Annotated in this window: 10 protein-coding genes; 1 reads left to right on the top strand and 9 read right to left on the bottom strand. The window is 65.6% G+C overall.

All coding sequences use genetic code 11. From position 1 onward, the window contains the following. Entirely contained in the window at nt 1–747 is a 747-nt protein-coding gene (locus SB822_RS30385; RefSeq protein WP_007578766.1) for a GntR family transcriptional regulator, read from the bottom strand. A 167-nt stretch (nt 748–914) separates the two neighbouring features. Here SB822_RS30385 and SB822_RS30380 point away from each other — a divergent pair, with 167 nt between their 5' ends. Continuing rightward, nucleotides 915–1,760 (top strand): aldo/keto reductase, encoded by an 846-nt coding sequence (locus SB822_RS30380; RefSeq protein WP_090836075.1) that lies wholly within the window; start codon nt 915–917, stop codon nt 1,758–1,760. Between the two features lie 32 nt (nt 1,761–1,792). On the opposite strand, the gene SB822_RS30375 is transcribed toward SB822_RS30380, so the two are convergent. The 8 genes from SB822_RS30375 to SB822_RS30340 form a co-directional block, all read right to left on the bottom strand. Beyond that, entirely contained in the window at nt 1,793–2,260 is a 468-nt protein-coding gene (locus tag SB822_RS30375; RefSeq protein ID WP_090836076.1) for a hypothetical protein, read from the bottom strand. 289 nt (nt 2,261–2,549) lie between these two features. Beyond that, on the bottom strand, nt 2,550–3,464 hold the full coding sequence (locus SB822_RS30370) for a hypothetical protein (protein ID WP_410856248.1): 915 nt from the start codon (nt 3,462–3,464) through the stop codon (nt 2,550–2,552). A gap of 590 nt (nt 3,465–4,054) precedes the next feature. Continuing rightward, nucleotides 4,055–6,172 carry an ABC transporter ATP-binding protein gene (locus SB822_RS30365; RefSeq protein ID WP_090836078.1) on the bottom strand — a complete coding sequence of 706 codons (2,118 nt, stop codon included), beginning with the start codon at nt 6,170–6,172 and terminating at the stop codon, nt 4,055–4,057. Next, nucleotides 6,169–7,062, bottom strand: coding sequence for an ABC transporter permease (locus tag SB822_RS30360; protein ID WP_007745287.1), 894 nt, complete (start codon nt 7,060–7,062; stop codon nt 6,169–6,171). The genes SB822_RS30365 and SB822_RS30360 overlap by 4 nt, the downstream gene beginning before the upstream one ends. Further along, nucleotides 7,059–8,069: an ABC transporter permease gene (locus SB822_RS30355; protein ID WP_090836079.1), complete on the bottom strand. Its 1,011-nt coding sequence runs from the start codon at nt 8,067–8,069 to the stop codon at nt 7,059–7,061. The genes SB822_RS30360 and SB822_RS30355 overlap by 4 nt, the downstream gene beginning before the upstream one ends. Nucleotides 8,070–8,100: 31 nt before the next feature. Continuing rightward, nucleotides 8,101–9,786, bottom strand: a complete 1,686-nt coding sequence (locus tag SB822_RS30350; RefSeq protein ID WP_090836080.1) for an ABC transporter substrate-binding protein — start codon at nt 9,784–9,786, stop codon at nt 8,101–8,103. A 257-nt stretch (nt 9,787–10,043) separates the two neighbouring features. Next, nucleotides 10,044–11,063 carry a HoxN/HupN/NixA family nickel/cobalt transporter gene (locus tag SB822_RS30345; protein ID WP_090836081.1) on the bottom strand — a complete coding sequence of 340 codons (1,020 nt, stop codon included), beginning with the start codon at nt 11,061–11,063 and terminating at the stop codon, nt 10,044–10,046. Between the two features lie 29 nt (nt 11,064–11,092). After that, on the bottom strand, nt 11,093–11,590 hold the full coding sequence (locus SB822_RS30340) for a cupin domain-containing protein (protein WP_007586277.1): 498 nt from the start codon (nt 11,588–11,590) through the stop codon (nt 11,093–11,095). Nucleotides 11,591–11,679: the final 89 nt, after the last annotated feature.

Below are 11,679 nucleotides of genomic sequence, written 5' to 3'. Positions count from 1 at the left end.
CTACTTGCGCAGTTCGGCGACGAAGTCGTAGTAGTCGTTGCGGCAGTAGGTGTCGGTGAGTTCGATTGCGCGCTGGTCGGCCGTGTAGCCGACGCGCGTGATCAGCAGCAGGGCTTCGTTCGGCGCGATGCTCATCTGCTGCGCGATCTCGTCGCTCGCGTTGACGGCGCGGAAATGCTGCAGCGCGCGCACGATCGTCAAGCCGCGCTGCTCCAGATACGTGTAGAGCGAATCGCCGATGGCCTGCGGGTCGGGAATGACGGAAGCGGGGAACGTCGAATTTTCGACGGCCATCACGATGCCGTCCGCGAGACGCAGGCGGCGCAACCGCGTGACGGCTGCAGCGGGCGACAGCCCGAGCTGGATCACCTCATCGCGATTGGCGGGCACGATCTCGCGCGACAGCCATTGCGAGCTTGGCGTAAAGCCGCGCCGGCGCAGCATTTCGCTGAAGCTCGACAGACGCGACAGCGGATCTTCATAGCGCGGCGTGATGAAACTGCCCGCGCCCTGCGAGCGGCGAATCAACCCCTGTTCGACGAGCAGCGCGATCGCCTTGCGTGCCGTGATGCGCGACACGCCGAGCGCATCCGACAACACGCGCTCCGACGGCAGCGCTTCGCCTGCGTTCCAGCGGTTCTCGTGGATCGCACTGCCGAGCTTGCGGGCGAGTTGAAGATACAGCGGCGTATCGTTTTCCGGGTCCGGGCGCAGATCGCGCCAACGGTCTTCCGAGGCTGGGTTCATGTGACGGACGCAAGTAGGGCAAGCGGCAATTCTATGTCATCGGCGCCCCGCGTTATAGCGGGGTTTTGCCGGGACGCCGATGCGCGTCGCAGCGAAGCGCTACACTCGTCGCGTTTGGCCGCTGCGACGCGGCGCTTCTTCACGACATCACTTGCGAGGACGCAACCATGACGAAGGACATCGCCAGCGTGACGTTGCCCGACGGCGAACCCATTCCGAAACTCGGGCAGGGCACGTGGGAGATGGGCGAGCATCCGTCGCGCCGCAAGGCCGAAATTGAGGCGCTGCGCGGCGGTATCGAACTCGGCATGACGCTGATCGATACCGCGGAAATGTACGGCGAAGGCGCGACGGAATCGCTATTGGGCGAAGCGTTGCAGGGCTTGCGCGACGACGTGTTTCTGGTCAGCAAGGTCTATCCGCACAACGCGAGCAAGCGCGGCGTGCAGCATGCATGTGAACAGTCGTTGAAGCGCTTGAAGACCGATCGCATCGATCTGTATCTGCTGCACTGGCGCGGCTCGGTGCCGCTCGAAGAGACGGTCGCGGGCTTCGAGGCGCTGCGCCGCGACGGCAAGATACGCCACTGGGGCGTCAGCAATTTCGATGTCGACGACATGGAAGAGCTGGTCGGCGTGCCGCACGGCGATGCATGCGCGACGAACCAGATTCTCTACAACATAGCGCGGCGCGGGCCGGAGTTCGATCTGCTGCCGTGGCTCGCGGGCCGCAAGATGCCCGCGATGGCGTACAGCCCCGTCGATCATGCGCGCCTGCCAAAGCGCTCGCCGCTCGACAATATCGCCGACAGGCATGGCGTATCGGCGTTTCAGGTCGCGCTGGCGTGGGTGCTGCGGCAGCCCGATGTGTTCGCGATTCCTAAGTCAGGGCGCATCGAGCACGTGCGCGACAATCGCCGCGCGCTCGACCTGCAGCTTTCCGCCGACGACCTCGCCGCTATCGATGCGCACTTTCGTCCGCCTCGCAGCAAGCGGCCGCTCGAGATGCTGTGAGCATGCGGCGCTTGCGCTGTTGTATCGGCGGATCAGTAGCACGCGTGATGCATGTGCACGGAGCCGAGCACGGCGACTTCGGCGGGTGTGCGCTTGAGCGAATCCGCGCTGACCTGGCTCGCGTCCTGCACGAATTCGTCGACGAGCGTCGAGACGGGCACGTCGCGCAGACACAATGACACGCGCTGCGTTTCCTTCGCCGCAAGCGACGCGCGCTGGCTGAGGAACAGTACGCCGTACTGGTAGCCGTGGATGATGCCGCGGATTGCACCGACACACTGGCCGTGCGCGACGTTATCGGATTTCTGCTGACAGGATTGCGCGAGCGACCACGCGGAGAAGGTGGGATCGACGGGAGGGGCGGCCTGGGTTTGTGCGGCGGTTTGCGTTGCATTCTGCGCCGCATTTTGCGCATACGCTAGCGATGCGCCAGCCATCAGCGAAGCCAGCAGCAAGCCCGAAGCAATGCGTGCAACGGGGCGGGGGAAGTGTCGTTGCATGTAGAAGGCCTCATATCGAACGTTGAATAGATATGAGGCGAGCAGGGCGGTTTGGTTCCGATGCGTTTTCCCGACTGCTTTGCCGGACCGCTCTTGTCGTTTCTGCTTTGAACTCAGCTACGCGTCGGCTCGTGTTGCCAAAGCCTTTCCGGCGATACCTTCGACGGCGTTCCCGGCCCCGGCGGTGACGTTCGACCGGGGGATCGGAACGTCACCGCCAACGCTGGCCGGGAAGCGTCTGCGCGCTGCGTGGTTGTCGTCGTATGGGGACGGCGCGTTCCGTTCGATCTCAGTGTCCGTTGCCGCCACCGTGACCGCCGCCTGAACCTGAGCCACCGCCGTAGCCGCCACCTTTGCCGAAACCGCCGCTGCCAAAACCACCGCCGAAGCCGCCACCGAAGCCGCCACCGAAGCCGCCACCGAAGCCACCACCGAAGCCACCGCCAGGGCCGCCGCCAGGGCCGCCGGCGCTGCCGCCACCGCCACCACAGCCGCAGCCGCCGCTACCGCCGTTACCACCGCCGCCGTTACCGCCACCGCCGCCGCCACCGCCGCCGCTACCACCGCCGCTACCACCGCCGCTACCACCGCCGCTACCACCGCCGCCGTTACCGCCACCGCCGTTGCTGCCACCGCCGTTGCCACCGCCGTTGCCACCGCCACCGCCACCGCCACCGCCACCGCCACCGCCACCGCCACCGCCACCGCCACCACCACCGCCACCACCACCACCATTCCCGCTACCACCACCAAACCCACCGCCGCTCGAATTGCCGCTTGGGCCCGCCGCAGCCCCAAACCCGCCACCGCCGCCCGAAGCCGCGCCGGACGAACCCGACGACCCAGCGCTAGCGGCACCCGCGCTCGCGCCTGCGCCGCTGCCGCGTCCGCCGTTTGGCGCGCAGTTGCCGGCGTTGCCAATACAACTCTTGAGGAGAAAAACTGACGCCGCATCGTCGGCTGCCGTGGTCGTGCCGGACTCCACGCCCGTCGATGCCATATCGTTCTGTGCGGGTTGCATCGCAGCCGACGCTCCGCTGGCAGGCAGCGGCGCATCGGCTGTGACGATCCACTTCGGAATCACATCGTCCGCGGATGCGGCCTGAACGAACTGGGCCGCCATGAAAGTCCCCGCGCCAACCACGAAGGTTGCCGTACCCCGTGTAACATTGTAGTAGTACGTATCAAATGGTTTGGTCTTCATCGCACCTCTCCCGAGGAAACGACGACCCCCGCAAGCCGTCATTTCTTATTCACTGCTTGTCGCCTTGTCCCGTTTGTTCGTATTGCACGCGCTGAGCCGTTCGGCGGCGGGCGGAGCTTTTATCGCTCTTTCGGTTCGCGGCGTATGCCGTTTTCGACGGCACGTCGCGCGCGACGCTCCCTGCCTGCCATCCCGCCGCCTCCGGCTTCTGATGTGTGCCCGGCGCCTGTTGTCGTTGGCTGTCGGCGCCGGACCGCGTGCGAGCCCCACATGGCCGGGCGGATGCGATGACGCTTCATCCGCCCGACGCGGGATCGACTGTCCTTTCTGCGTGCCGTTGCGCCGTTCGTCGTGACGGCGCGAATTAGCGTTGCCGAGGATTTGTCGATCCCGACGCAACCCCATGCGTGAGCGTCATTTAGCGATAAACATGCCATTGGGCGCGAACGCCCGTCGCGCGTGGCATTCGCGTGACGGCTCGGTTGTGTGCGCATCGAAACGCACAAAAAACGTTTCGGACCTGAAACGCAGGCCTCGAATGACGCGGTTTTTCGTTTCAGCGCACGACGATGCGGCGCGGGGACAGGGGATCAGTTGCGGCGCTGGAGCACGCGCAATTCGTCGACGGGGATATGGCAGCGGATGCGATGCGCGTCGCCGGCATCGGCGTAGGGCGGGTCCTGCTGCTCGCAGATCGCGCCCAGCTTGCGCGGACAGCGCGTATGAAACACGCAGCCCGAAGGCGGCGCGGCGGGGCTCGGCAGTTCGCCGGCGAGGCGGATGCGCTGCGGCTTCGCGTCGGAAGGTTGTTCGCCGTCACGCTGATCGAGCGCAGGCACCGACGACAACAACGCTTCCGTATAAGGATGATGCGGGCCGTCGAACACGGCCGACGCGGGCCCGATCTCCAGCAGGCGGCCGACGTACAGCACCGCGATGCGATCGGACAGATAGCGCACGACATTCAGATCGTGCGAGATAAACACATAGCTCACGCTGCGATCGCGCTGCAGATCGGCGAGCAGGTTGAGGATCGCGGCCTGCACGGACACGTCGAGCGCGGAAGTCGGCTCGTCGCACACGACAATGCGCGGATCGCCCGCGAACGCGCGCGCAATCGCGACGCGCTGCTTCAACCCGCCCGATAGTTGCCGCGTGCGCGACGTCAGATAACGGTCGGGCAGCCTGACCGCCTGCGCCAGCGAAGCGAGCCTTTCCTCGCGCGCGTCGCCGTGCAGGGCGGACAGGCGCGACAACGCGCGCCCGATCAGCCGTCTGACCGAGTGCGCGCGATTGAGCGCCGAGTCGGGATTCTGGAACACGATCTGCAGCGACTTCACCTGTTCGTCGTTGCGGTTCGTGACGCGTGCCGGCAAAGGCGTGCCGTCGAGTTCGATCACGCTGCCCGCATCGGGCGATACGAGACCGAGCAGCAACTTCGCGAGCGTCGTCTTGCCGCTGCCCGATTCGCCGACGAGACCAAGCGTCTCGCCCTTCGCGAGTTCGAGCGACACATCGTCCACGGCGCGGAGTGCCGCGCCCGCGACGTGGAATGTCTTCGATACGCTTTCCGCGCGCAGCACGGGCGAAGCGTCGCGGGTTTCGTGCGCGTTGCCGGAAGCATGAGCGGGCGCATCGGCGGGCGTCGCGCGCGGCAGTTCCATTGCGCGCTCGTGGTAGTGGCAACGCGACATCTGATCGCCATGCCGCGCGCTCACACGATACGGCGGCGGCGCTTCGCGCCGGCAGCGGTCGTCGGCGAGACGGCAGCGCTCCGCATAGATGCAGCCCTGCGCGATGGAACCCGGCTGCGGCAGGCTACCCGCAATCGTGTCGAGCCGGTCATTGTCCTTGCTGCGGCCCACAGTCGGCAGACAGCGCAAAAGGCCGACCGTGTACGGATGGCGTGGCCGCGCGAACACGTCCTGCGTCGCGCCTTCTTCGACGAGCTTGCCCGCGTACAGCACGCCGACACGCTCGCACATCCTGCCGATCACCGCGAGGTTGTGGCTGATGAACAGCACGGCTGTGTGGAACTCGTCGCGCAGTTGCGCGACGAGATCGAGCACTTCGGCTTCGACAGTAGCGTCGAGACCGGTGGTCGGTTCGTCGAGAATCAGCAGCGCCGGTTTCGATGCGAGCGCCATCGCAATCACGACGCGCTGCTGCATGCCGCCCGACAACTGATGCGGATAACTGTCCATCACGCGCTCGGGTTCGGCGATGCGGACTTTGCGGAGCATGTCGGCCGTTTGCTTCAGCGCATCTTCACGAGTCGCGCCGGATGCCTCGAACGCTTCGGCCACCTGGCGCGCTATCGTCAGCGATGGATTGAGCGCGCGCGACGGGTCCTGATACACCATCGATATTCTGTTCGCGCGCAGCTCGCGCAATGCGGCGGCGTCGAGCGAATGCACTTCCTTGCCCGCAATCGAAATGCGTCCCGCCTTTACGCGTCCATTGCGCGCCAGATAGCGCAGCGTCGCCATTGCGACCGTCGACTTGCCGCAGCCCGATTCACCGACAAGACCATACGATTCACCGCGCCTGATGCGAAACGACACGTCTTGCAGCACGTCGCGCTCGCGTCCTCGGGTGCGATACGCGACCGTCAGGCCGACGATCGTGAGCGCGTCGGTCTGCTCGCTCTTCGACACATCGAAGGCGGGAAACGAAGCGGGCGGCGGAGGAGGAGATGGGCCGTTCATCCGTCGACGGCTCCTTGCACGGCATCCGCGATCAGGTTCACGCCGACCACCAGCGACGCAATCGCGGCCGCGTCGAACACGACGGTCCACCATGCGCCGCCCGCCATCAGCGTGTACGACTCGGAGAGCGCGAGGCCCCAGTCGGCGGAAGGCGGCTGGATGCCGAAGCCGAGGAACGACAGCGTGGCGACCGCGAAGATCGCATAGCCGAGACGCACCGTCGCTTCGACGATGATGGGCGGCAGCACGTTCGGCAGGATCTCCGCGAACATGATGTAGAACGCGTTTTCGCCGCGCAGCTGGGCCGCGGCCACGTAGTCGAGATGCCGTTCGGCGAATACGGCAGCGCGCACCGTGCGGGCCGTGATGGGCGTGAACGTGATGCCGATCACGAGGATCACCGTGAGGTTCGACGCGCCCACTGCGGCCAGCGCGAGCAGCGCGACGATCACGAGCGGGAGCGCGAGCACGGCATCGATCGCGCGTCCGATCACGTTGTCGACCCAGCCGTCGAAGTAACCGACCGTGAGGCCGAGTGCGGTGCCCGCGAGCGTGCCGAGCAGCGTCGCGAGCGGCGCGATGGTCAGGATGTCGCGCGCGCCGACGATCACACGCGACAGCACGTCGCGGCCCAGTTGATCGGTGCCGAACCAGTGGCCTGCCGCGGGCGGCGTGAGCGAGTTCAAAGGATCGGATGCGTAGGGATCGAGCGGCGCGACCCACGTTCCCGCAATGGCGCAGACGATCCACCACAGCACGATCACCGCGCCGGCGATGAAGGTCGGCGAGCGCAGCAGCATGCGCAGCGTGTCGTAGCGTGTGTCTCTCGCGCGCGGCGCAGCGGGCGCGGGTGTGTTCGACGAGGGCGGAGGCGAAGCCATCGTGCTCATTCGGCGCTCCTCACGCGCAAGCGTGGATTGAGCAGCACGTATAGCGCATCGGCGACGAGATTGGCGACCGTGTAGACCACGCCAATCGTCAGCACGCCGCCTTCGAGCATCGGGAAGTCTTTGGCCTTCGCTGCGTTGTAGATCAGCGAGCCGATGCCCTGATAGTGGAACAGCGTCTCCACGACGACCAGTCCGCCAATCATGTAGCCGAGCTGCGTCGCCGCGACGGTGATGGTCGGCAGCAATGCATTGCGCAGCACGTGCCGGAAGATCACGATATGCGGCGGCAATCCCTTGAGGATCGCGGTGCGCGTGTAGTCGGCGTCGAGCGCCTCGACCGTGCCCGCGCGCGCCATCCGCGCGATATAGCCGAAGAACACGAACACGAGCGGCAGGACGGGGAGGACGAGATGCTTCAGTTGCGTGAAGATGCCTGCGTCGGGCGGATACGTTGCGTCGATGGGCAGCCATTGCAGCCACACGCCGAACACGAGTATCAGCACGATCGACGACACGAACTCAGGCACGACGGTAGCCGACAGACCGACGATGCTGATCGTGCGGTCGAGCCAACGCCCCGCGTGCATCGCGGCCCATACGCCGCCCGCGATGCCGAGCGGCACCACCACGATGAACGCAAGAAAACCGAGCTTCGCCGAGTTCGCCAGCGCACTGCCGACGAACGACGCGACAGGCTCGCGATATGTGTACGACAAGCCCATGTCGCCTTGCACGAAGTGCGTGATCCACTGCGTGTATTGCGTGAGAAGAGGACGGTCCGCGCCGAGCTGATGATTGAGCGCGGCAACGGCGCGCGGATCGGCGAGCGGGCCGAGTATCGCGCGGCCGATATCGCCAGGCAGCAGCTGGCCGCCCGCGAACACGATCACCGACAGCAGCCACAGCGTGATCAACGACAGGCCGACCCGCGTCCCGACGAAGCGCACGACGCGCATTGCACTGCCGCGCGGGCCACGAGCGATGGAAGCGGAAACCGTGGTCGACATCGATATCCCTTGCTCGCAGCGTCGCGCGCAATCAGGCCGCGAGCGTCGCGCGATCGAAATACAGCTGCGCGATTGCCGTGAAGCGCACGCCGTTCAGCTGCTTGCGCGCGGCGATCAGCTGGTCGTAGAAGAACGGGAAGATCACGGGCGTCTCGTCGAGCAGCAGCGTCTGGATCTGCGCGGACACTTTCTTCTGCGCGGCGATATCGAGCGCGGCGACGTAATCGGCGACCAGCTTGTCGTACTGCGGGTTATTGAAGTGCGCGGCGTTCCATGTGCCCGTGCTCGTCAACGGCGCGTTGAGGAACACGTTCGGCACGCCGCGGCTGCCGTAGTCGGTGATGCCGAGCGGCGAATCGAGCCAGTCCGACTTGCCCGGCGTGCCCGAGCCGTAGTACTGCGACTGGCTCTCGACCTTCAGGTTGATGCGGATGCCCACCGCCTTCGCATAGTTCTGCACGACGACGGCGAGGTCGGGAATCTCCATGAACTTCTCGGTCGTGAGCGTCACGTCGAAACCGTTCGGCACACCCGCCTGCGCGAGCAGTTGCTTCGCCTTCGCGACATCGATCTTGCGCTGCGACACGCCCGCATCCGACGACGGAAACACGGGCGCGAACGGGCTATCGTTGCCGACCTGCGCGCGGCCCTTGAAGAGACCCTTGACGATCACTTCGCGATCGAGCGACAGCGCGAGCGCCTGGCGTACACGCTTGTCCTTGAACTGCGGGCTGTCGACGCGCATGTGAATCTGCCGGTGCGCGCTCGACCTCACGCCGACCACCTTGAACTCGGGGTTGTTGATCAGCCCCTGGCCGCCCTGCACGGTGAACGTGGGCATCACGTCGGCCTGATGGCCTTGCAGCGCGAGAATCTGCGCCTGCTGGTCCGCGTAGAAGGTGAACTGCACGCGCTGCGGCAGCGCTTTTTCGCCCCAATAGTCGGGATTGCGCACGAACGACACGCCGACTTTCGCCTGATACTTCTCGAGCTTGAACGGTCCCGTGCCGATGAAGGTTTTCTCGTAGTTGCCCGCGTAGTTCGCGGGGAGAATCACCGCGTTGTAGTTGTCCGACGAAACGTAGTACGGGAAGTTGCCGTTGGGCGCGTCGAGATGGAATGCGACCGTGTGATCGTCGATGACCTTCGTGCCGCCCTTCGACAGCACGCCCTTCAATGTCGAGAGCGCGGCCGAGCCGGCGGCGGGATCAGCGAGGCGGTCGAAGGTCGCGGCGACGTCCTTCGCGGTGAAGGGCTGGCCGTCGTGGAACTTCACGTTCTCGCGCAGCTTGAAGGTCCACACGTCGCCCTTGTCGTTCGGCTTCCACGACAGCGCGAGCACGGGTTTGAGCGTCTGTTTTTCGCCGTCGTCGTCGATCAGGAATTCGCCCGTCTGATTGAGCAGGCAGAGGCTCGCGGAGTCGGTGACCGTCATCGGATCGACGGCGCCCGTGGGCGTCAGGTGCGCAACGCGGATCGTCGCATTCGCGCCCGCCGCGCCTTGCGCGCGGGCGCTGCGTGGTGCGAGCAGTCCGCCGCCCGCAAGCGACATGCCGATCACGCTCGCATACCGCAGCAGTTCGCGCCGCGTGAGGCGGCCGGCGAGAAATTCGTCGATGGCGTGATTGCCATGGGCGTCGGCGCTGCGGCGTGCCGCCTCCAGGTCAAGTGCTTCTACCAAGCGAGGCGCAAAACGCGGGTCCGCGGATTTCTTCATCGATGGTGGGTCCGATCCGTTCTGTTGGGACGCCACGCGTGCTGTGCGAGGCGCTGCGGTGGTAGTGCGACGATGATGCGGGTTCAGTGTAAGCGATTGCCTCTGGATTGGGAGGATTCGCGGCCGCGTGCGGTTCCCTTCATACGATTCCCGGCGGCAGTTGTGTCGTGCGCACAACGGCGCGGCCCATCGCTGCAACGGGCGGCGCGCTGCGGCGGCTGTTTCGGCGCTTAGGCGGCGCGTTGTACGCGGCGGTGTTATCGGCTGAGCGGTGCCGGCTTGCGCCAGCGATGAAACAGAATAGAGCCGATCCAGCACAGCATGAAGAGGCTCACGATGCCGTAGCCGAGCATGCCGAAGCGTTCGTTGACGGCTGCCACCGCGTCCCACACGCCGCCGCTCAATCCGAGCTTGTCCGATAGCAAGCCGAGTGCCTCGATGCCGCCGATCGCGATCGCGACTACGGCCGACACGAACGTGATGCTCGCGTTGTAGTAGAGCTTGCGCTTCGGGTCGTCCATGGCCCAGCTGTAGGCGTGGACCATCAGCACGTTATCGGTCGAATCGACGAGCGTCATGCCCGCTGTGAAGAGCGCGGGAAACACGAGGATCGAGTAGAGCGGCAGGCCTTTTCCCGCTTCGGCGGCGGCGATGGCGAGCAGGCCGATTTCCGTCGCCGTGTCGAAGCCGAGACCGAACAGCACGCCGACGGGGTACATGTGCCAGCTCTTCGAGACGAGCCGGAATAGCGGCTTCAGCGCGCGCGACAGCAGACCGGCGGGCGCACCGCGTGTGGCGTCTTCGTGCGTCAGTTCTCCGCCTTGCTGCACGTGCCGGTAGCGGCGCCACACATCGCGCAGGATCACGAGGTTCACGCCGGCCAGCACCAGCAGAAACCCCGACGATACCAACGTGCCGATAGTCCCACCTACAGCGTGGAACGCCTCGAAGCGCCCATGCAGAGACAGCGCAGTCAACGCGATGCCGACGGTGGCGGCGATCACGATGGTCGAATGTCCGAGCGAGAACGCCAGTCCGACGCCGAGCGGCCGCTTGCCTTCCTGCATCAGCTTGCGCGTGACGGTGTCGATCGCGGCGATGTGGTCGGCGTCGACGGCGTGCCGCAGGCCGAAGCCGTAGGCGAGCAACGCGGTGCCGAGCAGCAGCGGATAGTCGCGAAACGCGATCAGCGCCCACGCCCACGCGGTGAGATTGGCGGTGATCAGTCCGGCATACAGTGTGACGAGGCGGGGGCGCAGCGAAAGGGTCGGCGTCATACGGGCGTTGGACCTGAGTTTGCGATTGGTCAATGATCGTGCGGGTGCTTGTGGATCGGGTCGACCCAATAGACGGTCTCGGGCTGCTCGACGGCGTCGATGTTCAGGTTCACGACGACGGCTTCGTTGTCGCTGCGTACGAGCACGCATTCGAGTGGATCGTCGGTGCTTGCGTTGATTTCTTGATGCGGGACATACGGGGGCACGAAGATGAAGTCGCCGGGGCCCGCTTCGGCGGTGAATTCCAGATGCTCGCCCCAGCGCATGCGGGCATGGCCGCGTACGACGTAGATCACGCTTTCTAGCGCGCCATGGTGGTGCGCGCCTGTCTTTGCGTTCGGGTGGATTGTGACGGTGCCCGCCCATAGCTTTTGCGCTCCGGCGCGCGCGGCGTTGATCGCGGCGGCGCGGTTCATGCCAGGGGTTTGTGGCGTGTTCGTGTCGAGCTGGTCGCCCTTGATGACCTTGACGCCGTGTTCGCGCCAGTCAATCGGGGCTTGAGGTGTGTGCTCGTGATCGTGGCTCATGTCTTGTCTCCTTGCCGGGCGCTTGCGGGGCGTCGTGGTTGGTTATTCTGGCATGGACAAAAGTTTGAGTGGGGTTGGGGTTTTGGGTT

It is taken from the genome of Paraburkholderia sp. SIMBA_054 (assembly GCF_046534875.1).
Classification (GTDB): Bacteria; Pseudomonadota; Gammaproteobacteria; order Burkholderiales; family Burkholderiaceae; genus Paraburkholderia; species Paraburkholderia hospita.
Note: the sequence above shows the minus strand (reverse complement) of the source record. Positions and strands in the feature narration are given on the sequence as shown.

Bases quoted from the DNA above. Each gene is read 5' to 3' on its own strand.
- SB822_RS30385 (WP_007578766.1), bottom strand. From the start codon at position 747: ATGAACCCAGCCTCGGAAGACCGTTGGCGCGATCTGCGCCCGGACCCG.
- SB822_RS30380 (WP_090836075.1), top strand. From the start codon at position 915: ATGACGAAGGACATCGCCAGCGTGACGTTGCCCGACGGCGAACCCATT.
- SB822_RS30375 (WP_090836076.1), bottom strand. From the start codon at position 2,260: ATGCAACGACACTTCCCCCGCCCCGTTGCACGCATTGCTTCGGGCTTG.
- SB822_RS30370 (WP_410856248.1), bottom strand. From the start codon at position 3,464: ATGAAGACCAAACCATTTGATACGTACTACTACAATGTTACACGGGGT.
- SB822_RS30365 (WP_090836078.1), bottom strand. From the start codon at position 6,172: ATGAACGGCCCATCTCCTCCTCCGCCGCCCGCTTCGTTTCCCGCCTTC.
- SB822_RS30360 (WP_007745287.1), bottom strand. From the start codon at position 7,062: ATGAGCACGATGGCTTCGCCTCCGCCCTCGTCGAACACACCCGCGCCC.
- SB822_RS30355 (WP_090836079.1), bottom strand. From the start codon at position 8,069: ATGTCGACCACGGTTTCCGCTTCCATCGCTCGTGGCCCGCGCGGCAGT.
- SB822_RS30350 (WP_090836080.1), bottom strand. From the start codon at position 9,786: ATGAAGAAATCCGCGGACCCGCGTTTTGCGCCTCGCTTGGTAGAAGCA.
- SB822_RS30345 (WP_090836081.1), bottom strand. From the start codon at position 11,063: ATGACGCCGACCCTTTCGCTGCGCCCCCGCCTCGTCACACTGTATGCC.
- SB822_RS30340 (WP_007586277.1), bottom strand. From the start codon at position 11,590: ATGAGCCACGATCACGAGCACACACCTCAAGCCCCGATTGACTGGCGC.